Annotated in this window: 17 protein-coding genes and 5 pseudogenes; 12 read left to right on the top strand and 10 right to left on the bottom strand. The window is 63.4% G+C overall.

Annotated features, from left to right (window positions below; translation table 11 throughout):
• Positions 1 to 166: 166 nt before the first annotated feature.
• On the bottom strand, positions 167 to 367 hold the full coding sequence (locus tag NBY65_RS21890) for a hypothetical protein (RefSeq protein ID WP_150045539.1): 201 nt from the start codon (positions 365 to 367) through the stop codon (positions 167 to 169).
• Positions 368 to 689: 322 nt separating this feature from the next.
• On the opposite strand from NBY65_RS21890, the gene acuI reads away from it, so the two are divergent.
• The 7 genes from acuI (at position 690) to tnpB (ending at position 9,926) form a co-directional block, all read left to right on the top strand.
• The gene (gene acuI / locus NBY65_RS21885) at positions 690 to 1,670 is read left to right on the top strand and encodes an acrylyl-CoA reductase (NADPH) (RefSeq protein ID WP_150045540.1); all 981 of its coding nucleotides are present in this window, start codon (positions 690 to 692) and stop codon (positions 1,668 to 1,670) included.
• 189 nt (positions 1,671 to 1,859) lie between these two features.
• Positions 1,860 to 2,393, top strand: coding sequence for a glycine cleavage system protein R (locus tag NBY65_RS21880; protein ID WP_150045541.1), 534 nt, complete (start codon positions 1,860 to 1,862; stop codon positions 2,391 to 2,393).
• Between the two features lie 86 nt (positions 2,394 to 2,479).
• Complete coding sequence (locus NBY65_RS21875; RefSeq protein WP_150045542.1) at positions 2,480 to 4,246, top strand: ATP-binding protein; 1,767 nt, start codon at positions 2,480 to 2,482, stop codon at positions 4,244 to 4,246.
• A 66-nt stretch (positions 4,247 to 4,312) separates the two neighbouring features.
• Positions 4,313 to 8,584 carry a tetratricopeptide repeat protein gene (locus NBY65_RS21870; RefSeq protein ID WP_250265715.1) on the top strand — a complete coding sequence of 1,424 codons (4,272 nt, stop codon included), beginning with the start codon at positions 4,313 to 4,315 and terminating at the stop codon, positions 8,582 to 8,584.
• A gap of 214 nt (positions 8,585 to 8,798) precedes the next feature.
• Positions 8,799 to 9,209, top strand: a complete 411-nt coding sequence (tnpA, locus tag NBY65_RS34105; protein WP_150045544.1) for an IS66-like element accessory protein TnpA — start codon at positions 8,799 to 8,801, stop codon at positions 9,207 to 9,209.
• A gap of 91 nt (positions 9,210 to 9,300) precedes the next feature.
• Complete coding sequence (gene tnpA, locus NBY65_RS21860; RefSeq protein ID WP_150045545.1) at positions 9,301 to 9,720, top strand: IS66-like element accessory protein TnpA; 420 nt, start codon at positions 9,301 to 9,303, stop codon at positions 9,718 to 9,720.
• A gap of 29 nt (positions 9,721 to 9,749) precedes the next feature.
• The gene (gene tnpB, locus NBY65_RS21855; protein WP_203330746.1) at positions 9,750 to 9,926 is read left to right on the top strand and encodes an IS66 family insertion sequence element accessory protein TnpB; all 177 of its coding nucleotides are present in this window, start codon (positions 9,750 to 9,752) and stop codon (positions 9,924 to 9,926) included.
• 57 nt (positions 9,927 to 9,983) lie between these two features.
• Here tnpB and NBY65_RS21850 read toward each other — a convergent pair whose 3' ends face one another.
• Positions 9,984 to 10,427, bottom strand: coding sequence for a helix-turn-helix domain-containing protein (locus NBY65_RS21850; RefSeq protein WP_150045547.1), 444 nt, complete (start codon positions 10,425 to 10,427; stop codon positions 9,984 to 9,986).
• Between the two features lie 116 nt (positions 10,428 to 10,543).
• Here NBY65_RS21850 and NBY65_RS21845 point away from each other — a divergent pair, with 116 nt between their 5' ends.
• Positions 10,544 to 11,761 (top strand): IS256 family transposase, encoded by a 1,218-nt coding sequence (locus NBY65_RS21845; protein WP_250265698.1) that lies wholly within the window; start codon positions 10,544 to 10,546, stop codon positions 11,759 to 11,761.
• A 479-nt stretch (positions 11,762 to 12,240) separates the two neighbouring features.
• On the opposite strand, the pseudogene NBY65_RS21840 reads toward NBY65_RS21845, so the two are convergent.
• Positions 12,241 to 12,882 (bottom strand): annotated as a pseudogene (locus tag NBY65_RS21840) (recombinase family protein); the annotation flags it as partial.
• A 236-nt stretch (positions 12,883 to 13,118) separates the two neighbouring features.
• The gene (locus NBY65_RS21835; RefSeq protein ID WP_250265714.1) at positions 13,119 to 13,598 is read right to left on the bottom strand and encodes a transposase; all 480 of its coding nucleotides are present in this window, start codon (positions 13,596 to 13,598) and stop codon (positions 13,119 to 13,121) included.
• A 63-nt stretch (positions 13,599 to 13,661) separates the two neighbouring features.
• Here NBY65_RS21835 and NBY65_RS21830 point away from each other — a divergent pair.
• Positions 13,662 to 13,814, top strand: a pseudogene (locus tag NBY65_RS21830) (IS66 family transposase); the annotation flags it as partial.
• Positions 13,815 to 13,953: 139 nt separating this feature from the next.
• On the opposite strand, the gene NBY65_RS21825 reads toward NBY65_RS21830, so the two are convergent.
• The 3 genes and pseudogenes from NBY65_RS21825 to NBY65_RS21815 form a co-directional block, all read right to left on the bottom strand.
• A complete protein-coding gene (locus tag NBY65_RS21825; protein WP_150045237.1) occupies positions 13,954 to 15,300 on the bottom strand; it encodes a hypothetical protein in 1,347 nt (448 codons plus the stop codon).
• Positions 15,297 to 16,421, bottom strand: a complete 1,125-nt coding sequence (locus NBY65_RS21820) for a glycoside hydrolase family 71/99 protein (RefSeq protein WP_150045238.1) — start codon at positions 16,419 to 16,421, stop codon at positions 15,297 to 15,299. Before NBY65_RS21820 ends, NBY65_RS21825 begins: the two co-directional genes overlap by 4 nt.
• A 388-nt stretch (positions 16,422 to 16,809) precedes the next feature.
• A pseudogene (locus tag NBY65_RS21815) lies at positions 16,810 to 17,665 on the bottom strand (transposase); the annotation flags it as partial.
• A gap of 62 nt (positions 17,666 to 17,727) precedes the next feature.
• On the opposite strand from NBY65_RS21815, the gene NBY65_RS21810 reads away from it, so the two are divergent.
• Both NBY65_RS21810 and NBY65_RS21805 read left to right on the top strand, forming a co-directional pair.
• Positions 17,728 to 17,928 carry a hypothetical protein gene (locus NBY65_RS21810; RefSeq protein WP_203330725.1) on the top strand — a complete coding sequence of 67 codons (201 nt, stop codon included), beginning with the start codon at positions 17,728 to 17,730 and terminating at the stop codon, positions 17,926 to 17,928.
• 36 nt (positions 17,929 to 17,964) lie between these two features.
• A complete protein-coding gene (locus tag NBY65_RS21805; protein WP_203330726.1) occupies positions 17,965 to 18,858 on the top strand; it encodes a transposase in 894 nt (297 codons plus the stop codon).
• A gap of 369 nt (positions 18,859 to 19,227) precedes the next feature.
• Here NBY65_RS21805 and NBY65_RS21800 read toward each other — a convergent pair whose 3' ends face one another.
• The 3 genes and pseudogenes from NBY65_RS21800 to NBY65_RS21790 form a co-directional block, all read right to left on the bottom strand.
• On the bottom strand, positions 19,228 to 20,562 hold the full coding sequence (locus tag NBY65_RS21800; RefSeq protein WP_150045240.1) for a glycosyltransferase family 2 protein: 1,335 nt from the start codon (positions 20,560 to 20,562) through the stop codon (positions 19,228 to 19,230).
• A gap of 519 nt (positions 20,563 to 21,081) precedes the next feature.
• Positions 21,082 to 21,213, bottom strand: a pseudogene (locus NBY65_RS21795) (IS5/IS1182 family transposase); the annotation flags it as partial.
• 49 nt (positions 21,214 to 21,262) lie between these two features.
• Positions 21,263 to 21,472: pseudogene (locus NBY65_RS21790) on the bottom strand (transposase); the annotation flags it as partial.
• 274 nt (positions 21,473 to 21,746) lie between these two features.
• On the opposite strand from NBY65_RS21790, the gene NBY65_RS21785 reads away from it, so the two are divergent.
• A complete protein-coding gene (locus NBY65_RS21785; protein ID WP_150045249.1) occupies positions 21,747 to 22,964 on the top strand; it encodes an IS110 family RNA-guided transposase in 1,218 nt (405 codons plus the stop codon).
• Positions 22,965 to 23,012 lie beyond the last annotated feature (48 nt).

Below are 23,012 nucleotides of genomic sequence, written 5' to 3'. Positions count from 1 at the left end.
GCCCCCGCAAGGCGAGCGGTTGCGGGCTGGGATGCTGCACGGCCACTGTAAGACCGTCACTTTCGTCGGAGCCTTGCGACTTTCAGGCATACCCGCGCCGATGCGCGCTGCTCGGCCAACGGTGGCTTGTGCTACATGATACCGCAACGCCCTTGGATCCCGTTTTTCAGCGACGCAGGCCCTCGGTCGGAATCGGGTCGACCTGCCAGTAGGATGGGCGGGGATTATGCGTCCACAGCCAGGCGAGCACGAAACCGGCAACGATCAGCAGCACGGCTGCGCGGAACGGCCGCGACGTTGTGACCAGCCTGACGAACAACGCCAGCGTCAGGATGGCGAGCAGCACGGTCAGGACGAAGCGCAGCATGGAGCGGTCCGGACACAGGGCAGAAAAGGGCGACCGGCAGCATGCCGCCTTCCCACGCCCCCGGGCAAGATATCCCTCACACGCAATCAGGCAGGGCGGCCGCAACCCACTGACCTGCAGCAACTCGCGCACCGGCCCGATCGGCACCGGGAATCCCGCCAGCGCGGACGCGCCCGGGCGGTGAAATCACTCGATCTGCACGGCGCGACCCCCTCGCCCGCCCCCCTCGCCCGCCCCATAGCCCGCGCGCGACCGCTCTGGCATAGCTGAGTGACGAAACTCGATACCGGACCGACAGAACAGAGATGCGGAGGAAACCATCATGCAGGCCGTGTTGCTGACCCGGGGCGAGAACGGGGTCCCCCACGCCGCCCTCACCGACCTGCCCGAGTCCGAACTGATGGAAGGAGAGGTCACGCTCCGCGTTACCCATTCCGGCGTCAATTATAAGGATGGACTCGCGGTGACCGGGCTGGCCCCGGTGGTGCGGCGCTGGCCGATGGTGCCGGGCATCGACCTGGCGGGCGTGGTCGAGGTCTCGACCGATGCGCGCTTCGCGCCGGGCGATGCGGTGATCCTGAACGGCTGGGGCGTGGGCGAGACGCATCTCGGCGGCTGGGCCGAACGCGCCCGGGTGAAGGCCGACTGGCTGCTGCCCCAGCCCGCCGGGTTCACCCCCGCCCAGGCCATGGCGATCGGCACCGCAGGCTACACCGCCATGCTGACGGTGCTGGCGCTGGAGGACCATGGGCTGGAGCCCGCGCGCGGCAAGGTGGTAGTGACCGGGGCAGCGGGCGGCGTCGGCTCCGTCGCGATCGCGCTGCTGGCGCGGCGCGGCTGGCACGTGGTGGCCAGCACCGGCCGTCCCGGCGAGGCGGCCTACCTCAAGGAACTGGGCGCGGCCGAGGTGATCGACCGGGCGGAGCTGAGCGCCCCCGGCAAGCCGCTGCAGAAGGAGCGCTGGGCGGCGGCGATCGACGCGGTGGGCAGCCACACGCTCGCGAATCTGCTGGCGGGGTGTCGCTACGGTGGGGCGGTCGCGGCCTGCGGACTGGCGGGCGGGCTGGACCTGCCGACCTCGGTGGCGCCCTTCATCTTGCGCGGCGTGGCGCTGCTGGGAATCGACAGCGTCATGGCGCCGATCCCGCGCCGCCAGCGCGCCTGGCAGCGCCTGGCCGAGGACCTGGATCCGGCGACGCTGGCCCGCGCCACCACCGAGATCGGGCTGGACGGGGCGATCGAGGCCACCCGGCAGGTGGTGGAGGGTAAGCTGCGCGGGCGCACCGTCGTGCGGGTGGGCTGAGTCCCGGCGCGCGGCACGGCGGCGAGGCAGCGCCGGGACGGCTACTCGGGGCCGGGGCAGCGGCGGCGAGTCGCCGTCCCGGCGGGGCGGGTTGGCAACGAAAGCGTCCCGGCGGTGCCGGGACGGCTTGCCACACGCGGCCGCCGCCGCCACTCTCCGCGCCGCAGTGGAAGGAGCAGCGCCGTGGAAATGGCTTCCCTGATTCTGACTCTGGTCGGCCCCGATCGGCCCGGCGTGGTGCGCCAGTTGTCGGAAGAGGTCGCCGCCCGCGGCGGCAACTGGCTGGAGAGCCGGATGGCGCGGCTGGCCGGGCAGTTCGCCGGTATCGCCCTGGTCGCGGTGCCGCGCGCGGAGCTGGCCGGGTTCTCCGAGGCGGTAGCAGCCTACCAGTCGGGTGGGCTGCGTGTGCTGGTGCAGGAAGGCAGCGCCCAGACGGTCTCCATCGCCCATACCGCCTTCCAGGTGGAACTGATCGGCCAGGACCGCCCGGGCATCGTGCGCGACATCACCCAGGCGCTGGCGAACCGGGGCGTGAACATCGAGGAACTCACCACCGACGTGCTGAGCGGGTCGTTCTCCGGCGAGCACCTGTTCCGCGCCGAGATCCGCCTGCGCGCCCCGGCCGCCGAGGCGGTGGATTTGGTGCGCGAGGATCTGGAACGACTTGGAAACGAGCTGATGGTGGATATCCGGACAAGCGAGCCGGATGACGGGACGGAGTGAGGGGCTTGCTCGTTTTCGTCACTACACCAGGATGGTATTTCACCCTCAGGTTATGATAGGAGAGGTCAATTACCTGAGGGGTGCTGATGTCGGAGCGTTCGCCGGTTACAGCGTTGCGCGTTGCGAATGAGGCATTTCTTGTCTCCAGCATGATCGAACGCTGCCCGAAGACGATGATGCTTCGGGAATTGGTTGTGAACGCAATCGAAGCGGCGATGCGTGGCGAGGGCGAACGGTTGGTCGAGATCACCGCACGCATCATCGATGGAACGCCCAAGCTCTGCATCCGGAACACCGGCCCGGGCCTGTCGGCGATGGAGTTGCACAGGATCTGCGACCTCGCCTCTTCATTGCACAAAGAAAACAGCCTCGACGGTAATTTCGGCATGGGTGCGAAGGTCGCATCCCTGCCGTCCAACCGGCATATGCTGCGGTATCGCTCCTGCAAGGCCGGACGCGTCAGCGAGGTGGTCCTGTGTGAGCGGAGCGGCGTGTACGGGCGACTTTGCCTCGGCACGGATGCCGCGGGAAACCCGTTGGAAGTCCTCAACGTTACGGATATATGCCAAGCGGAGGGGGATTATGATCTCTCCCGCGACTGGACCGAGGTCGTGCTCGGGGGCAACCATGCCCGGCAGAACACGGTGGTCGATCCATACGATGGGAGTCCTCGCTACGAAGCGGGATGGCTCGCCGAGACCCTGGCGCTGCGCTTTTTCCGCCTGCCCGCTGGCCTGACGCTGCATCTACGCCCTGAGGTGGCGGGCGGCAGCACGCCAAGGCGGTTCGAGACTTTTTTCGCCCACTGGGAACAGTTCAAACAGACCGAGTCGGTGCGCACGGCAAGCGGCATCACGATCCACTATTGCTACGATCCGACTGCAGGCGAGGCCCACCCTGGACAAGGTGACGTTTCAGCCACGACGGAAGGACTCGGCTGCATCGTCTATAAAGGCGAAATCTATGACGTGCGGGCCAGAGAGCGCTGGGTTCTCGAAGGCCCGTCTTTCGGCTTCAGCTTCGGGGCGAAGCACTGCAAGGTCTTCGTGGAATTACCGGACGATTATGTTGTGCGGCCCGAGGCGTACCGACAGTTCCTGCGCTTCCGCGGCGGCGATCAGCAGCAGGTGTTTCTGGCGCATTTTTCTGCACTGGTCCGCACCCATCTGCCGGAATGGCTGCTGTGCATCATCCGTTCCTATGGCCCTGATCAGGCCAAATTCGCCAACGAGGTACAGGACGAATTGCGGGACCTGCTGGCAGAACTGGGCGTTGAGGCAAGCTTCATTCCGCGACCGTCAACAGCCCCCGGCCGCAGCGTGGAAGGGAGCGGCAAGGCCACCACAACGGAGCCGAAGACGGCAGAGTCCCAACGTCCCGAGCGCCCCCCTTCCCCACCCCGCCGTATCTATGAGCGTCCGCCGGAAATCATCGGATTGGACCAGGACGAGATGATTGCCGAACGTGGGTTGACTGGGCGCGTGGCACAGTACTTCCCGCAGTCGCATCAGATCTTCATTAACTTTCAGTACTCTGCTGTGCTCGCGCTGGCAGAGCAGCTGGAAGCGGAATTCGGCCCCCAAGCCGAAGCCGAGGAGGTGCGTGCCTCCGCAACCGAGGCAGCGCGCTGGGCAGTGACTCGGCGGATCGCCCGTGCGCTCGTCTACAGCTTTGCCAAGAAGGCGGCAGGCTGGAAAGCCGAGGACGTGCAGCGGAGCCAGTCCCCCGAGAGCCTCTGTCTCATCGTGGACGACTGGTCGGCCTTTCTTCCGGCGGCGCGGATCCGCCTGGAAGAGATGCTGCCGGTCCGCGCCGGAACGGAAGACGGGGCGCCGGGCGCCCTGGCGGCATGACACCTGGCCTTGTCATACGGATCGAAACAGTCAGGCCATATCACCAATCACGATCGGCCATGAACCATGCAGGACCTTGATCTTCTCGCGGATCCGACCAATCCAGGCCGTACGGTTCGTCTGTCCCTCGACCTGCAGCGGCAAGGCGACCTGGACGGAGCGGAGCAGGCCATCCGTTGGGCGCTCGACTTCAATCCGTCCAATGCCCTTCTGCTGGGACGGTTGGGCGAGCTGGCCGCTTACAAGGGCAATCTCGACGCCGCCATCGACTGGGTGGAACGAGGCCTCGCCGCGTTGCCGGCGACGACCGGGCTGCGGAACCAGTTGGCCGGCCTGCACCTGAGGCGCGGCGAGGCGGCCGCCGCCGAAGCCACCGTGCAGGAAGGGCTGGAGATCGAGCCGGAGCACCCGGCGCTGCTGCGGCGCATGAGCGACATCGCCGCGCGGCGTGGCGACTTCGCCGCCGCCTTCGACTGGGCCGGCCGCGCCGTCAGTGCCAATCCCGCCGACCCCCACTCCTACAACCATCAGGCCACGCTGCATCTGCAGCGCGGCGCCCTGGCCGAGGCCGAGGCCGCGGTCGCCAGGGCGCTGGAGATCGAGCCCGCCAATCCCGGCTTCCTCCGCCGCATGAGCGACATCGCCGCGCGGCGTGGCGACTTCGCCGCCGCCTTCGACTGGGCCGGCCGCGCCGTCAGTGCCAATCCCGCCGACCCCCACTCCTACAACCATCAGGCCACGCTGCATCTGCAGCGCGGCGCCCTGGCCGAGGCCGAGGCCGCGGTCGCCAGGGCGCTGGAGATCGAGCCCGCCAATCCCGGCTTCCTCCGCCGCATGAGCGACATCGCCGCGCGGCGTGGCGACTTCGCCGCCGCCTTCGACTGGGCCGGCCGCGCCGTCAGTGCCAATCCCGCCGACCCCCACTCCTACAACCATCAGGCCACGCTGCATCTGCAGCGCGGCGCCCTGGCCGAGGCCGAGGCCGCGGTCGCCAGGGCGCTGGAGATCGAGCCCGCCAATCCCGGCTTCCTCCGCCGCATGAGCGACATCGCCGCGCGGCGTGGCGACTTCGCCGCCGCCTTCGACTGGGCCGGCCGCGCCGTCAGTGCCAATCCCGCCGACCCCCACTCCTACAACCATCAGGCCACGCTGCATCTGCAGCGCGGCGCCCTGGCCGAGGCCGAGGCCGCGGTCGCCAGGGCGCTGGAGATCGAGCCCGCCAATCCCGGCTTCCTCCGCCGCATGAGCGACATCGCCGCGCGGCGTGGCGACTTCGCCGCCGCCTTCGACTGGGCCGGCCGCGCCGTCAGTGCCAATCCCGCCGACCCCCACTCCTACAACCATCAGGCCACGCTGCATCTGCAGCGCGGCGCCCTGGCCGAGGCCGAGGCCGCGGTCGCCAGGGCGCTGGAGATCGAGCCCGCCAATCCCGGCTTCCTCCGCCGCATGAGCGACATCGCCGCGCGGCGTGGCGACTTCGCCGCCGCCTTCGACTGGGCCGGCCGCGCCGTCAGTGCCAATCCCGCCGACCCCCACTCCTACAACCATCAGGCCACGCTGCATCTGCAGCGCGGCGCCCTGGCCGAGGCCGAGGCCGCGGTCGCCAGGGCGCTGGAGATCGAGCCCGCCAATCCCGGCTTCCTCCGCCGCATGAGCGACATCGCCGCGCGGCGTGGCGACTTCGCCGCCGCCTTCGACTGGGCCGGCCGCGCCGTCAGTGCCAATCCCGCCGACCCCCACTCCTACAACCATCAGGCCACGCTGCATCTGCAGCGCGGCGCCCTGGCCGAGGCCGAGGCCGCGGTCGCCAGGGCGCTGGAGATCGAGCCCGCCAATCCCGGCTTCCTCCGCCGCATGAGCGACATCGCCGCGCGGCGTGGCGACTTCGCCGCCGCCTTCGACTGGGCCGGCCGCGCCGTCAGTGCCAATCCCGCCGACCCCCACTCCTACAACCATCAGGCCACGCTGCATCTGCAGCGCGGCGCCCTGGCCGAGGCCGAGGCCGCGGTCGCCAGGGCGCTGGAGATCGAGCCCGCCAATCCCGGCTTCCTCCGCCGCATGAGCGACATCGCCGCGCGGCGTGGCGACTTCGCCGCCGCCTTCGACTGGGCCGGCCGCGCCGTCAGTGCCAATCCCGCCGACCCCCACTCCTACAACCATCAGGCCACGCTGCATCTGCAGCGCGGCGCCCTGGCCGAGGCCGAGGCCGCGGTCGCCAGGGCGCTGGAGATCGAGCCCGCCAATCCCGGCTTCCTCCGCCGCATGAGCGACATCGCCGCGCGGCGTGGCGACTTCGCCGCCGCCTTCGACTGGGCCGGCCGCGCCGTCAGTGCCAATCCCGCCGACCCCCACTCCTACAACCATCAGGCCACGCTGCATCTGCAGCGCGGCGCCCTGGCCGAGGCCGAGGCCGCGGTCGCCAGGGCGCTGGAGATCGAGCCCGCCAATCCCGGCTTCCTCCGCCGCATGAGCGACATCGCCGCGCGGCGTGGCGACTTCGCCGCCGCCTTCGACTGGGCCGGCCGCGCCGTCAGTGCCAATCCCGCCGACCCCCACTCCTACAACCATCAGGCCACGCTGCATCTGCAGCGCGGCGCCCTGGCCGAGGCCGAGGCCGCGGTCGCCAGGGCGCTGGAGATCGAGCCCGCCAATCCCGGCTTCCTCCGCCGCATGAGCGACATCGCCGCGCGGCGTGGCGACTTCGCCGCCGCCTTCGACTGGGCCGGCCGCGCCGTCAGTGCCAATCCCGCCGACCCCCACTCCTACAACCATCAGGCCACGCTGCATCTGCAGCGCGGCGCCCTGGCCGAGGCCGAGGCCGCGGTCGCCAGGGCGCTGGAGATCGAGCCCGCCAATCCCGGCTTCCTCCGCCGCATGAGCGACATCGCCGCGCGGCGTGGCGACTTCGCCGCCGCCTTCGACTGGGCCGGCCGCGCCGTCAGTGCCAATCCCGCCGACCCCCACTCCTACAACCATCAGGCCACGCTGCATCTGCAGCGCGGCGCCCTGGCCGAGGCCGAGGCCGCGGTCGCCAGGGCGCTGGAGATCGAGCCCGCCAATCCCGGCTTCCTCCGCCGCATGAGCGACATCGCCGCGCGGCGTGGCGACTTCGCCGCCGCCTTCGACTGGGCCGGCCGCGCCGTCAGTGCCAATCCCGCCGACCCCCACTCCTACAACCATCAGGCCACGCTGCATCTGCAGCGCGGCGCCCTGGCCGAGGCCGAGGCCGCGGTCGCCAGGGCGCTGGAGATCGAGCCCGCCAATCCCGGCTTCCTCCGCCGCATGAGCGACATCGCCGCGCGGCGTGGCGACTTCGCCGCCGCCTTCGACTGGGCCGGCCGCGCCGTCAGTGCCAATCCCGCCGACCCCCACTCCTACAACCATCAGGCCACGCTGCATCTGCAGCGCGGCGCCCTGGCCGAGGCCGAGGCCGCGGTCGCCAGGGCGCTGGAGATCGAGCCCGCCAATCCCGGCTTCCTCCGCCGCATGAGCGACATCGCCGCGCGGCGTGGCGACTTCGCCGCCGCCTTCGACTGGGCCGGCCGCGCCGTCAGTGCCAATCCCGCCGACCCCCACTCCTACAACCATCAGGCCACGCTGCATCTGCAGCGCGGCGCCCTGGCCGAGGCCGAGGCCGCGGTCGCCAGGGCGCTGGAGATCGAGCCCGCCAATCCCGGCTTCCTCCGCCGCATGAGCGACATCGCCGCGCGGCGTGGCGACTTCGCCGCCGCCTTCGACTGGGCCGGCCGCGCCGTCAGTGCCAATCCCGCCGACCCCCACTCCTACAACCATCAGGCTACGTTACACTTACAGCATGGGAATCTGACGGCTGCCGAGGTCACAGTGGGCAAGGCATTAGAGCTCGACCCCACCAATTCCGGCTTCCTCCGCCGCATGAGCGACATCGCCGCCCGACGTGGGGATTTCGAAGCCGCCTTCGACTGGGCCGACCGCGCCATCGTCGCCAATCCCGCCGATCCCCACTCCTACAACCATCAGGCCACGCTGCATCTGCAGCGTGGCGCCCTGGCCGCGGCCGCGGCCGAGGCCGCGGTCGCCAGGGCGCTGGAGATCGAGCCCGCCAATTCTGGCTTCCTCCGCCGCATGAGCGACATCGCCACCCGACGTGGGGATTTCGAAGCCGCGTTCAACTGGGCCAAACGCGCCGTCGCCGCCAATTCTTTTGATGCACACTCTCATATCCAGCTGGCCAAATTACACCTACAAAAAAACGATATAAATTCAGCTCGAGAGGCGACATGCGCGGCACTCGATCTACTACCCACTAATACCGAATTAGTTCGACAGCTTAGCTATATCAATGCACTAAAGCATTAATATTGATTTGTTAAATAAACGATCAAACAGGTATCGCGCCACCACCACCTAACCTCGGCTTTCCGTTGGTCGTTTCGTGATCCCATGGTGTAGATGAGCCAGCGTGGTGGGAATTTCGTGAGGTTTCAGGGTAATCCTTCGCCGAAGGCCGCCTGGGTTCGACGCCGATCGCCGCTTTAAGTAGCTGTTTAAGTCGGCGCTTGAGGTTGTGTTGATGGACGGGGTGGTCGAGATCATCACGGGTCGGGAGCGCCGCCGTCGGTGGAGCACGGCGGAGAAGCTCCGGCTGGTGGCGGAGACGCAGGAGACTGGCGCTTCGATCCGCGCCGTCGCGGCCCGACACGGCGTCTGCGAGAGCCTGTTGTTCACGTGGCGGCGTCAGGTGCGCGAGGGTGTGCTGACGGCGGCGGAGACGCCGATCTTCATGCCGGTGCGCATGATCGACGCGGCGCCGACAGCGGCACCGGCGCCACCTCCCCCTGCGGCGCGCCCATCCGCTCCCGCGCGACCGGCCGCGCCGTCCGGCCTGATCGAGATCGAACTGGGCAACGGACGGCAGGTGCGCGTTGGCAGCGACGTGAACCTGGCCGCCTTGCGCCGCGTGCTGGCGGCGCTGCGCGAATGATCCCGAGTAAGCATTGTGACGACCTCACCTACGAAAGTCGCGTGCGCGCGGAGATGATAGGTGCCGTTCTTGTTTGAAGGAGGGCACGGCGATGGACGGGATGGCACGGGATGGTGGTCTGGCGAGCCGGGTGAGCGCAGGGGGCGGACGCCGGCAGTGGTCGGCAGCGCAAAAGGCGGCGATTGTAGCGGAGAGCTATGCGACCGGTGTGCGAGTGTCGGAGGTTGCGGCCCGGCATGGTGTGAACGAAAGCCTTGTGTTCACCTGGCGGCGGCAGGCGAGGACCTTGCAGACGATGGAGGCGAGCGAAAAAGCAAACGAGGAATTGCGGTCCCCACCAGCGTCGTTTGTACCGGTGCTGCTCTGCGACGACGCAGCTGCGGATCAGCGACAGCAGCGGGTGGCCGGCAGCATTGAGATTGCGGTGGCGGATGTGAGCATCCGGGTCACGGCGGGCGTGGATGCGGCGACGCTGGCGATGGTGTTGGCGGCGGTGCGAGGGGTAGGTTGATTGCGCCACGAGCTGGGCTGCGGGTGTGGATGGCGACGCGGCCGGTGGATTTCCGAAAGGGGGTGCACGGCTTGGTCGCGTTGGTGGCGGATGTACTGTGCGCTGATCCGTACGGCGGCGATATTTTCGTGTTCCGCTCGAAGCGGAACGATCGGATCAAGCTGCTGGCGTGGGATGGCAGCGGAATGGTCGTCTCTTGGTCATGATGCCTCTCCAAAGCAGATTTAGAACGCGCGTGTTCCGGTCATAGATGCCGTGGGAGTTCACGAGGACGGCCTGGACGGCAGACGGCCTCCCGAACCGCGCTGATGCAGCAGCCGCTCGACATCGTCGAGGCGGATGAGCCAAAGGCTTCGGTCGGCGGCTACGGCGCGGCGAGCGGGCAGGCGCCCCTTGTAGAGCCAACTGTAGACCGTGCCTTCCGGCATATTCAGGCGCGCAGCGATCTCTGCGGGCGTAAACTCGTCATCACCGCGTACCAGCATGGCTGTCGGGCGCGTAAGCCGCCCCGAAACAAGGCCCATGCGGATCATGAGGGAGCGGATGCCGTTCTCCCGGTAAGGCTTGCCGTGCGCCGAGCGCCAGCCCTCTGCCACGAGGGTGCGGGCAATGGCGGGCGGGCGCCTGCCCTCATGGTGGAGAGCACGGATGCGCTCGAGCAATTCCGCATGGCGGGACAACTGCGTCGTGCGCCGGACGGAACGCACGAGGGCATGCTGCGTCCGTTGCCCGCCGGCCCAGAGGCAAATGACATCCGCCTGTTCGGAGACTGTCGGAAATTTCGTGTGCGGGATGACATGATGGGAAGGAAGGAGAATCCCTCATGGCCCGACGCAAGGAGCCGCGTATCCCGGACGCGGTGCTCGACCAACTGCTGGCGGGAGCTGACCCGAAGACGGCCTTTGACCCGAAAGGCCTGCTTGACGAGCTGAAGAAGGCGCTGGCGGAGCGGGTGCTGAACGCGGAGATGGATCACCATCTGGCTGGCGACGAGACCGGGAACAGCCGCAATGGCTATGGACGAAAGACGGTGATCACCGACACGGGGAAGCTGACCCTGGAGATCCCGCGGGACCGGCAGTCGACTTTCGATCCCCAGCTGATTGCGAAGTATCAGAGACGATTTCCTGGCTTCGACGACAAGATCATTTCCATGTATGCGCGTGGCATGAGCACGCGGGAGATTGTCGGCCATCTTCGTGAGCTTTATGGCATCGATGTCTCGCCGGATCTGATCAGTGCGGTGACTGATGCCGTTTTGGACGAGATCACCACCTGGCAGGCCCGACCGCTGGAGCCGGTCTACCCGCTGGTTTTCTTCGATGCCCTGCGGGTGAAGATCCGGGACGAAGGCATGGTCCGCAACAAGGCCGTCCATGTGGCACTTGGCGTGCGAGCCGACGGCACCAAGGAAGTCCTTGGTCTATGGCTCGAACAGAACGAGGGAGCGAAATTCTGGCTGCGGGTGATGAACGAGCTGCGCAATCGTGGCGTGGAAGACATCCTGGTTGCCGTAGTTGATGGATTGAAGGGCTTCCCCGAAGCCATCCTCGCGGTCTTTCCCCAGACCACCGTTCAGACCTGTATTGTTCATCTGCTGCGCCAGAGCCTGGATTTCGTCTCTTACAAAGATCGCAAGGCGGTCGCCGGTGCCCTCAAGGAAATCTACCGAGCAGTAGACGCCACCGCGGCAGAAGCGGCATTGACGGCTTTTGAAGAAGGGCCATGGGGCCAGAAATACCCGGCCATTGGCCAGAGTTGGCGCCGCGCCTGGAGTGAGGTGATCCCCTTCTACGCCTTCCCGAGCGAGGTTCGACGCATTCTCTATACGACCAATGCTATCGAATCTCTCAATGCCAAACTTCGGCGGGCGGTGCGGGCGAGAGGACATTTTCCGAATGACGACGCTGCATTGAAGCTGCTCTTTCTGGTCTTGAACCGGGCGGAGAAAGAGTGGACCATGCCAGCGCGTGAATGGTGCATGGCCAAGGCCCAGTTCGCCATCCTTTTCGGCGAACGGTTCACCCGGGCTCTGGCCTGAACGTGTGCAACGTCATCTCGCACACGAAATTCCGGATAGTCCCCCTGTTCGGTATCACCATGCAGCGTGACCTCGATGCGCTCCAGCAAGAGGCGCGCGATCTCCTTCCGCTCCGCAGCTGTAGTGGTTTCTGCGTGCCAGAGCGCCGGCACCTCCTCCGATAGCCGCCGGATCGCATCGCGGTCGCCAGGCGAGAGCCGCGCGGGCTCGCGGCTGAGAAAGCGCGTGTGCTCCTCGCGCAGCCGCGTCTCGGCCGTCAGCGCCTCCTCCCAGTGTCGCTCAAGGGTTCGCGCCACCAGCCGGTTTTCGGGCTCGACGGCGTTGTATTGCCGCTCGGCGCGCTCGACCTCGTAGTGCGCCTGCTCAAGCCGCAGCGCCCATTGCCGGTGTCGCGCCGTGCGCTCAAGTTCAATGTCTTCCGCCATCTGCAGGCTCACCTCGACCGCCGACGGGCGCAGCACCTCCAGAATGAGGCGGGTCACGAGCGCATCGAGTTTCGCGCCGGAGAGTGCCTGACAGGGTGGAGCGCCGTAGTTGATCTGATGGCGCGTGCAGCTGTAGCGCAGGTCATGCCCGTTGTTGCGATAGCAGGTGACCATTCGGCAGCCGCAGCGGCCGCAGTAGAGCAAGCCGGCCAATAGCGACGGCCCGCCACGGGGAACTCCCTTGTGCTTGCTTCGGTTCGCCATCAGGCGTCTCTGGTTCTCCTCGAAAGTCTCCCAACTGATGTAGGCCGGCCAGCGGCCATGTAGCAGCACCCGCCAGTCCTCCGGATCACGGCTGGGTCGCTGCGTGCACGACCTGCTTATGCGCGAGGCCGGGCTCTCCGGCGGACGTCGACCAAAGGCGTAAGTGCCAGCATAGGCCGGATTGGTCAGCAGGTTGATGATGCCGCCGCGATGCGGCCGGCGCCAAGCAACTTCGCCCGTGGCCGGTCCACTCCGAACGCGGTCAGGCAAAGCGATATCATGCTCCACGAGATAGCGCATCACACCATGCACGCTGCCGCGGCGATCGAAAATATCGAAGACAAGCCGAATTGTTTCGCGTACGCGCTCGTCCAGCCCAGCGAGGCTGCAGCTGTTCTTACCCAGGTCAATGCCGAGAACAGCGATGGACATAGCCAGTCCTCCTTCCCTCCGGTAGCCCCCGCCAGTCTACACCAGCAGGGGAAGAGGGGCGGGCCATTCCATAAATTTCCGACAGTCTCCGCCAGCGGCGGCGTCGGTGCCGGCACGCCAGCGCTGTCGCGTCCGCGGATCAATGCCCGCCTCGGCACAAGCCGCGCTCAGACGCGCCCCGGCCGCATGCGCCCGGGCAACCTCCTCCAGCAGGGTCCGGCGGTCTTCCGGCGAGGTCATGCGTCCTCGCCGTCGCGGAAGACCGCCGCCAGTTTTCCCCGCATCACCAGCAAGGCCGTGGTCTCCGCCAGCGCCTTGTCCTTGCGCTGCAACTCGCGCTCCAGCTCCTTGATCCGTCGCCGGTCCTGCTTGGTGTCGGCAGCACTGGCGCCTCGGGGCTCGCCCAGCCCGGCCATGGCGTCACGCTTCCAGCGCTCCAGGTCCGCGACGTAGAGCCCGTGCTCCCGGCACCAGGCACTGCGGCTCGCCTCGTCCATCGACGCCGTGGTGATCACCGCTTCCAGCCGTGCCGCCGGCGTCCATCGTTCCTCCCCACCCGCCGCCGCGCCGGGCTCAACCAACGCAGCCGCCCGCCAGCGCTCCAGCGTCGCCACGCTCACGCCCACCTCGCGCGACACCACCTCTACCGCCGCGCTCTCCGGTGGCAGCAACCGGGCCACCACTCGCCGCTTGTATGCCTCTCCGTATCGAGCCAATTGCGTCGTCCCGCGCCCCATCGCCTCATCCTATCCAGGCGGCAACTTCAGTGACACAGGGGGGTGTTCCGCAAGGTCACCAACGGGTTCCGCTCAGCCTGGGGCGCCAAGGTCCACGCCGGCTACCGCTCGATCACCGGGACGGCCCGCCTGAAAGGGACGACCGCCCTCAACGCCGTCCGCGCTCTCATCGATGGTTCGTTCGCCATCGCCTGAACCCCACGCGTCAGCCAACCCGGTGAGCAATTACAGATCAGGGCCCGCGATCATGCGCACCGCACATTGAGGCCAGACACATGATCGCACCCGACCGCGGCGCCGTCACGCCAAAACGCCCTTGCATCTACGAGGCCATTCACACATGATCTTGTCTGGAATTCGCAGCAGAATCATAAACGGCCCCTTCTAAAACGGCCTCAAGTCTAGCAATAATGTCATCAATATCCGAAATTCGATAATCATAGAAGCTTGGTCCCCGCGGTCCGTCATTGGGATGGTCAATGACGCCTTGCTTGCTTAGAAAGTAAGGCGTCACGCCGGACTCGGTTGCAAAGGTTCCAGAATCGAGCTTGTCGAGTGACACAGTTGGTCCGTGGACCACACCACCTGCTTGAGTGAACCATCCCAGCTTATGTTGTGGTGTACCAACGTGTGAGACATATGCGTCGATACATTGTAGTGAGCTAATAGCCTTCAGAATGGAGGTTCCGACCAGGACTTTGACCGGTAATGTGCTCGGAAGCTCCGCCATCACTTGGCGACATAAAGCGACTTCAGTGCCGATCAACGCCGAATTTGTGGTGAATATTGCGTCGGGAAGGGGCGAATCTGGCAGGCACCATCCGTCGAGAATGACGCCGAGACGCGGATAGCGTGGGAGAAAGTGGGAAACGATTTTGCTGACTACTTCTACAAGATTAAGGCAACGACGACCGTCATTTCGAACCGAAAATGCAATGACTGGGTCTGCATTGAGGATTTCGGGTGAAAATTTTTGCAACGCGCGCCGCAAAATGCGATTTCGCAACGAGCGAGGAAAAATATTGGCTCCAATTTTATGGACCTTCCCATAACCAGTTTTGACCTCGTCGTAAGACATCCTGCGGATTTTATTCGCAATTTCAGGAAACAGTTTTTGCGTGTCGCCAAAAAACTCTTTGCCAACAATCCAAAATTCATCAAATTGCTGATGCGCCCCGGTATCAATCAATCTCTGCAATCCGCTGAGATTATTCATAATCTGATGGCCAAAATTCATTGGCATCGGGACGACACCTATGCGACCTGGCCCAAGGCTCCCCGTGGGCGGATTCATACATGAATCCCAAGCGGTTTGGCACGCGGCAGGCTGGAGGTCGTAAATCACAGCCTCGGCTTTGGGGATGACGATGTGTGTCGGCCGGCTTGTAAGACCGAGCCAACCAACAAAAAAGCTTTCCCTCTTTTCGAAAATGCTTACATGCCGATGAGATGAGGCAAGCTGGCTGATAAAAGCTGGGTAATCGGAAGGTGCCTTCAGGATTGGCTCGGCAGCCTGCCTTTCGCGCAGAATAAAATTCCTGATGTACGGAGCAACGCTACCAATAAGGTTTGGTTCACAAAATATAGGTGGCCCGATCAGAATGTCATGCGCAATTTCGAAAGGAAATTGAATTTGGTCCAGGCAGGCCGGATTATTCTGTTCAAATTTAACATACTTCATTTCAGTATTTCCGCTAAGGAATTAATACGCGATACGTCTGGACCATTGTCAGTCCAGGTGGGACAAAGCCATCCTCCTTCGGTAAACTCATTCCAAGCATAAATCAGAGCGACATTAGCCGGAGCAGCCGCGCGATGCGTCCGGATCCAAGCAATTATATCATTCATTTCGGTCTTGAGTTCATCCGGATTCGGCGCATCATAGACTCGGCTCGGTCGTAAATGGGCTTGAGGTTTCCATGGCAATACCCTGTCATGTTCCGGCCGAGTATCCCAGCCCGTCATGGCAAGAGGTATAACCGGATATCCCGTTGCGGCCATGGCCGACCGCAGCGTTGATACCTCTCGCGCGAGATCTTTAAAAGTATGCTGCTCTCCATTTCCCACCGTCGCGTAGGCGCTGATAGCATCCCCACCAAATTCCGCAGCATCTCGTGCCGCCAAGGCCGCATTGGCGAACATGACGACGACATAGGGGTTGCCAACGCCCAATGTGGCGCGGCGCAAGGCGAGTACATCGGCTTTAAGTTGATCATTGGTCACGCCGGAATCCCGAAAGAGATAGAGCAACGGACGATGATCAAGCACACGCTGAAAATTGTCCTGCATGAAAAATTGTGCATAGACCTCAGGTGAAGCGTAGCCGTTCGCGCGAGTCATATCGAAGTGAAACTGGCTGTAGCCGACAATCATTGACCATTTCACCTCGTTGCGACGCAAGCTCTGCTGGTAAAGACGCCAGCCTTCGAGCATCGGGTCGCCAAGCCGGTACCAGACAAAGGCCCAGTAACCGAGTCCCGCCGTGTGTGCATAGACAATCTCCTGATCTATAATTTTACCCATTTCTGCGATAGATTTCTGATTGCAATCGAGTCCTCCATCAGCAGTCTTTTGAAAAAACCACGGTGCCCGCCAATGATATTGGCGGGCTGCCAAGGCACTGCAGGTAAAATAGCCTGGCGCCGGCGAAGAGGTCACGTACCAAGCGTCCCAGCGGATCGCACCAATCGTCGGCCTATCACCGGCAAAAGCGCTGGTGACGAAACAGAATTGACTAATTAGTAACCCCAATCTGAAACTAACTGACGTGGCACGCGCTTTTGCTGCAAACTTAATGAACAAGCCGAGCGCTTCCTTGGATGAACTGAAATTCAGCTGGGGATATCGGACAAGTTTGCGGCGAAGGCAGCCCGGGCCTTCATGTCCTGACCGCCGATCCTGTGAACCTGTCATTTCTTCAGCCTCACCATCGCCTCGTAGCCCGCTAGAGTTCGTCGTGCTGTTCGGAAACTGCCGAAGCCAAGCCCAGGCCCGGTCAGCGGTTTGACTTATCAGTGATTCTGTTCATTTGGTGCGTGTCAATGTAGCTACCGTGTCTTTTTCGTAACAAAATTCCCCTTATCCGGGCCGGCGTGATGACCAGACGTTGGCCGGATGCGGTGGTCCGCCCACCTGGGCCGAGTCTGACACGGTGCTCGCCGCAGGGAAGATCCGGTGCTCGCCGTTCTCGTCATGGGCCAGGCTGGATGACGGCGTCGCCCTTTGGGTTCAGCGTGACCGCGCTGATTGGGGTCCAATTGCGGGTCTGCCGACTCCAGCGCCGGGGATGGCGCTTGCGTGCCTCCTGGTAGAGCGCATGGCAGGCGCCGAGCAGGCGGCCATCCAGGCCGGTATTTGGCGGTGCGGAACACCGCTTCGGCGGACGCATTGTTGTCGCTCACTCGCGGGCGCGAGTACGAGGGGCTGATGCCGAGCCAGTGCAGCATAGTCAGCACCGTGGTGTCCTTCAGCGTGGCGCCGTTATCGCCATGAAACACCGGCCGGGTCGGCATCTCATGCACACCCTCCGCAAGCGCGGCACGCCGGACCAGGTGTGCGGCATGCTCAGCGCTGTCGCGGTCATGCACCTCGAAGCCGACGATCTTGCAGTTGAAGAGGTCGAGGATCAGATACAGGTGGAACCAGCGTCCCTGCACCGCAGTCGGCAGGGACAGTGTCAAGGTCACGTCCCAGCACCACACCTCGCCTGGGCGGGTGGCCATGTGGGTGGTCGGCGGGCGTGAGGCCCACGGCAGGCAGGCGCAGCCGCGGCGGTTCATCTGGCCATGGGCGCGCAGCACCCGATGGAAGCTGGACTCACTGGCAATGTAGATGCCTTCGTCGGCCAATGCTTTGCCGATGCGCGTCGGTGGCGCATCGGCAAAGCGCGCTTCGTTGGTCACCGCCACCATCTGCGCGCGCTCGGCCGCGAGCGCCTGGGAAGGCGTCTGGCGCACCGCTTCCGGCCGGCGGTCGGCACGCACCTCGGCAGACGCATCGGCCTGACCGCTGCCCTGCCAGCGCCGTCGTGTGCGCGGATAACAACCCGTTGACGAAATCGTCCTGGCCTGATTCGTGGTGCCGACGGGCATCGTGGCGGGGACGGCGGATGGCACTGAGTCGGCAGCGGACGCGGCAGGAGGAGATGCTGGTAGCCTGGGCGGAGTTGCCGCGCTCGCCGGGCCATGCGCTTTACGACCGACTGCAGTCGGAACTCATCGCGGCCGAGTTCGACCCTTTTGTCGAGGGCGTGTGCGCAGCGCATTACGCTGAGCGGCGCGGCCGTCCGTCGCTGCCGCCGGGACGCTAGGCCGATCGCGGTCTGGTCCGGGGCGAGCGGATCGGCGTGGACGCCTCGACGATGGAGGCCAACGCGGCGCTGCGCACGCTGGTGCGGCGCGACAGCGGCGAAACCCATCGCGAGATGCTCAGGCGCATGGCGCACGAGAGCGGCATCGAGACGCCGACGACGGAGGATCTGATCCGGCTCGATCGCGCCCGCAAGGACAAGACGCTCTCGAACGCCGACTGGGAGAGCCCGGTCGATGCCGAGGCGAAGATCGCCAAGATGAAGGATGGACGCACGCATCTGGCCTACAAGCCCGAGCACGCGGTGGATCTCGACACCGGCGCGGTGATTGCCGCCGAGGTGCATGGCGCCGACCAGGGCGACACCACGACAATGCCCGGCACGCTCGCCGCGGCGCGGCACCTGGCCGAGGTGAACGCGGCGCCGACCGCCGAGGCGCCAGCCGAACTGGTCGCCGACAAAGGGTATCACGCGCGGGCAGCGCTCAAGGATCTTGAGGACGGGCCGTGGAAGACCCGCATTGCCGGGCCGCAGCGCAAGGAATACCTGCGCTGGAACGGCCGGGCCGTCTATAACAACCGGGCGGGACTGCTCTCCGGCGTCGCGCGCGTCGCCTTCAGGCTGCGAGCCGAACGGGTGGAGCGATGTTTCGCCCTGGTCTTCGATCGCGGCGGCATGCGCCGGGTGTGGCTCCGCGGCCGCGAGAAGGTGCAGAAACGCTACCTGATCCACGTCACTGGCTACAATCTCGGGTTGATCATGCGGCTCCTGACCGGGAGCGGAACACCAAGGGCCTTCCATGACCAAGGCTCGGTCTGGATCGGCCTCTTTGCGTGCCCCGATGGCGGCATGGTGGCGCTGCTCATCGTCATCGCTGGCGATCAGACCGCCCTTCTCGCCATCGCCGTGCAGCCAGACGATCCAAACTGATCCAGTCGCAGCACCCGATTTCTCAACGAACTGATAAATGCCAGCCAGAGCCGGGCCCCCGCGGCACGAGCCTGCGCGATCTCCTGCAGAATGTCCCCATCGCCTCATCCTAATCCAGGCGGCAACTTCAGTGACACAGGGGGCTGCGCGTGGGCAGCGGCTGGAGAGCCCTGCCAGTGACTTTTCCGCCCTGGCGGACCGTGTATGGCTGGTTCCGGCGCCGGTAAGCACTGGAGATATTCGACCGTCTGCTCCTTGATGTGGCCTTTTTGTGCCGTCAGGTGGCAGATCGTTCGCCGGAGTCGACGCTGGGCATCATTGACACCCAGTTGGTCAAGTGCATCCCGTACGCCAAATAAAAAACCAAGATCAGAGTCGACCTTTCTTTTCATAAACGGCTCGCAAATTAAATTGTTTATCAATTTTTTCTAGCTCGGCTTTGGTGACTTCTTCAACACGATATAAAGCATCTGCCACACCTTCTAACTGCAAAAGCTTTGAATAAGTAACTCGAGTTGCTGTCAGAATCCTTTCTATAGGAGGGTCATAATTTCCTTTCTCATAATTGTTTCCCCATTGAAAAAATGTTTCAAATGGTCTTTGCTCTCCATCCATTGCCAGGGCTCCGCGCCCGCGAAATTTTTTGATCACAAATTCGCAAAATGACTTGTTCCAATAGTGGTTTATCTGTCCCGTACCATATGTCGGTTCGATTTCTACCATTGGAATGGGAATTTCTTGTAATGAAGAATTGTAAACGCTAACTCCCGGCAGAAAAATAGGAAAATGTATTGGCCACATAGAAATAATAGACCACAATTTCGATAGTGTTTTTACATGTTTATTATGCTTAGAGTAAACAAATCTCTCCAACAAAAGGCCATCCGTTCGCTCGAAAGCATTCTCACTTCCAAACCACTTCCAATTATAAAGTATTGCAATGGGACGATCAGAACCAAGTTTGTGTTCTACGTGCTCCGTCAGCTTCTGAATTGTAAGTTCTGGCTCACAGCGAGGAATTAAAAATTCATCTGCATCGAGATAGCAAACCCATTCATACTTCCTGATGTCATGTAAAAAATGAATTGAATGTTCAAAAGCTTTTCTTTGAGGGGAAACATTTTTCCCATTCTCATTTTCAATATAATGAATGATACCATGGTGAGCTAGATTTTTTAATAATGTGCTTGATTCATCTGTATTAGAATTTGCATAAATATAAATCCCTTCAAACCCAATTGCTTGATAATGCGCAATCCACTCAAGGATGCTAAGGCCTTCGTTTCTTATAGACGTAACGACTGCAGCGTGCTTTGTGCACTGCAAGCTAACGAGAACGACAAAGTTTATAGTTTTAAAAAGTGACCAATCACTAACTTCCCGGTTTTCGACGATAAAATCGTAATTAGCAGAGGCCTGCCGCACACGGTAAGAGTTTTCCTCTACGGGAAGGGGCCAATTAATTAGTGCATTCCAGCAAGATTCAGCAAAGTGTGCATCGGGGGCTGACAAATTTAAATTTTCTATATCTAATTTGATTTCTGCATAAAGAGCATCCAAAAATCTAACTGCTGTCAAGAAATTTGGATCAAGGTGAAAGTGAAACAAAACCAAATCAGCCAAAATCTGCCGCAGGGCAAGACGAGATTTTGCTTTACGAGCAGCAGTGCAATATACAGCTAGATTGTCTCTAGATACAGCCATTAGAATATTCCAATCATCTATTGGAAGGTTTCTTGCGAAACATTCTCTAAACCCATATTGGCTTGTATTATGTACCCCAATCAGTAGATCGTCAAACCAACAGGGTTTGCTCTGGAAGAGCCTCCCCTGTGTCAGTCCCCCTGTGTCACTGAAGTTGCCGCGTGGATAGGATTGAGGCGATGGGGGCGCGGGACAAGGGCATTGGCTCGATACGGAGAGGCGTTGTCAGGCGCCATGAGAATCTGGTCCTTCCGCACTTTTGGTGTGCCTGGGTCGAAATTCAGACGGCCGGTCCTATATGTGACGGATCAATATGGAGTTCTGATCAGCAATCTTGTCTCGCCATCTTCTGCCTCTGATTGAACGAAACCAGCATCATGTAGCAGACGCCACCTGCGGCCGGTTCGGGTTCTGAGATCGGCCATCTACCCTCGTTCCACTGGAATTCAGGAGGAGGGGGGCGAGGTCGTGGTCGAGTAGCTCAGCCATTCGGCTTTCGCCCTCAGTGTCTATCCGGGATCATTTCCTGCGCGGGCATAGCTTTCGGAGCATGAGTCGGACGGAAGCCCAGCGCAGGAAGGCGAGGCCGGAGCGGTTCAGGCACTCCCAATCCTTGGCCAGTCGGCGGCAGCGGTTGAGCCAAGCGATGGTGCTCGAGGGACTATCCGGAATTTCGTGTGCGAGATGACGTTGCACACGTTCAGGCCAGAGCCCGGGTAAACCGCTCGCCGAAAAGGATAGCGAACTGGGCCTTGGCCATGCACCACTCACGCGCTGGCATGGTCCACTCTTTCTCCGCCCGGTTCAAGACCAGAAAGAGCAGCTTCAATGCAGCGTCGTCATTCGGAAAATGTCCCCTCGCCCGAACCGCCCGTCGAAGTTTGGCATTGAGGGATTCGATAGCATTGGTAGCATTGGTATCAGGTATGAGGATCGCGGTGCCTGCACGTCCGGCTGGAACCGGTCTGGTTCTGGCGTATGGTACGACCATCCGGGACGAGGGGCACCGGGAGCACGCAAGGTGGGTAGGCCGATTTATACGATGAGCCAAGAGCTCGTGTTAGTAGCTGGCCGCCCCTGCGACCTGCCCGGTTGCGCCGAGAGCGCGGATCCGTAGGTGTCGTGTTGCCCACTGCTCCCGTCTGACCATAGGAGAGGAGCGGAACATGCGGCGCGTGATCGGCATGGACATTCACCGCACCTTTGCGGAGGTGGTGTTTTGGGACGCGGGTCGGCTGCAACCGGCGGGGCGGATCGACATGACTCGCTCGGGACTCGAAGGGTTCGCCCGCAGCCTGACGCAGCAGGACGAGGTGGTGATCGAGGCGACCGGCAACGCGATGGCGGTCGTGCGGGTGCTGTCACCCTACGTGGCGCGGGTGATCGTGGCCAACCCGATGCAGGTGAAGGCGATCGCGCACGCTCACGTTAAGACCGACAAGATCGATGCGGGCGTGCTGGCCTCGCTGCGGGCTGCAGACTTCCTGCCTGAGGTCTGGCTGCCCGACCCCGAAACCGAACGGATGCGGCGCCTGGTCGCCCGCCGCGACCAGGTTGTCCGCCACCGCACGCGGATCAAGAACGAGGTGCACGCGATCCTGCACGCGCATCTGGTGCCGCCGTGCCCTCATGCCGACCTGTTCGGGCGGCTCGGCCGCATCTGGCTCGGGGCACAGGCCCTGCCCGACGACGAGCGTGCCGCCATTGACCGTCATCTGCGCGAACTTGACCGCCTGGGCGAGGATTTGGATGGGCTTGAGCGCGAGATCGCCCATGCCGCGATCGGCAATCCAGCGGTCCGGCGCCTGCTGACCATCACCGGCGTCAACATGACGGTTGCGGCGGGCTTGCTCGCCGCCATCGGAGACATCAGCCGCTTTGCGGATCCGCAGAAGCTGGTCAGCTACGTGGGCCTGAACCCGCGAGTTCACCAATCGGGGCTCGGATTTGCCCAGTATGGCCGCATCAGCAAGCAGGGGCGTGCCCATGCGCGTGCCATGCTGGTGGAAGCTGCCTGGGCGGCCTCCAAGGCACCAGGGCCGTTGCGGGCGTTCTTCCTACGGATCCGGGCGCGGCGCGGCCACCAGATCGCCGCCGTCGCGGTTGCACGTAAGTTGGCGGTGTTGTGCTGGCATCTCCTGACCAAGAACGAAGACTATCACTGGGCACGCCCGGCGCTGGTCGCCAATAAGATCCGGGGGATGGAACTGCAATCCGGGCAACCAGCCAGGAAAGGCAACCAGCGCGGCGCCACCTACGCCTATAACGTCAAGGAACTGCGCGATCGCGAGGTCGACGTTGCACGTCAGGCCGAGCGTGCCTACGAGCAATTCGTGAGCCAGCGTCAGCAACGTAGCCCGGCGAAGCGGCGCACGGGTGCCGCCACTGAGGCGCGACAATGAAGGCAGCGCGGCAGGCCTTGCGTCCTCGGACCCTGCTCTTCGCCACGC

The organism is Rhodovastum atsumiense (assembly GCF_937425535.1).
Taxonomy (GTDB): domain Bacteria; phylum Pseudomonadota; class Alphaproteobacteria; order Acetobacterales; family Acetobacteraceae; genus Rhodovastum; species Rhodovastum atsumiense.
This window is presented reverse-complemented; position numbering and strand designations above follow the sequence as displayed.

Excerpts from the sequence above, each read along its gene's own strand:
- tnpA (WP_150045544.1), top strand. The coding sequence starts at position 8,799 with ATGGACGGGGTGGTCGAGATCATCACGGGTCGGGAGCGCCGCCGTCGG.
- acuI (WP_150045540.1), top strand. The coding sequence starts at position 690 with ATGCAGGCCGTGTTGCTGACCCGGGGCGAGAACGGGGTCCCCCACGCC.
- NBY65_RS21825 (WP_150045237.1), bottom strand. The coding sequence starts at position 15,300 with ATGAAGTATGTTAAATTTGAACAGAATAATCCGGCCTGCCTGGACCAA.
- NBY65_RS21870 (WP_250265715.1), top strand. The coding sequence starts at position 4,313 with ATGCAGGACCTTGATCTTCTCGCGGATCCGACCAATCCAGGCCGTACG.
- NBY65_RS21810 (WP_203330725.1), top strand. The coding sequence starts at position 17,728 with ATGGCACTGAGTCGGCAGCGGACGCGGCAGGAGGAGATGCTGGTAGCC.
- NBY65_RS21890 (WP_150045539.1), bottom strand. The coding sequence starts at position 367 with ATGCTGCGCTTCGTCCTGACCGTGCTGCTCGCCATCCTGACGCTGGCG.
- tnpB (WP_203330746.1), top strand. The coding sequence starts at position 9,750 with ATGGCGACGCGGCCGGTGGATTTCCGAAAGGGGGTGCACGGCTTGGTC.
- NBY65_RS21800 (WP_150045240.1), bottom strand. The coding sequence starts at position 20,562 with ATGGCTGTATCTAGAGACAATCTAGCTGTATATTGCACTGCTGCTCGT.
- tnpA (WP_150045545.1), top strand. The coding sequence starts at position 9,301 with ATGGACGGGATGGCACGGGATGGTGGTCTGGCGAGCCGGGTGAGCGCA.
- NBY65_RS21880 (WP_150045541.1), top strand. The coding sequence starts at position 1,860 with ATGGCTTCCCTGATTCTGACTCTGGTCGGCCCCGATCGGCCCGGCGTG.
- NBY65_RS21845 (WP_250265698.1), top strand. The coding sequence starts at position 10,544 with ATGGCCCGACGCAAGGAGCCGCGTATCCCGGACGCGGTGCTCGACCAA.
- NBY65_RS21875 (WP_150045542.1), top strand. The coding sequence starts at position 2,480 with ATGTCGGAGCGTTCGCCGGTTACAGCGTTGCGCGTTGCGAATGAGGCA.
- NBY65_RS21785 (WP_150045249.1), top strand. The coding sequence starts at position 21,747 with ATGGACATTCACCGCACCTTTGCGGAGGTGGTGTTTTGGGACGCGGGT.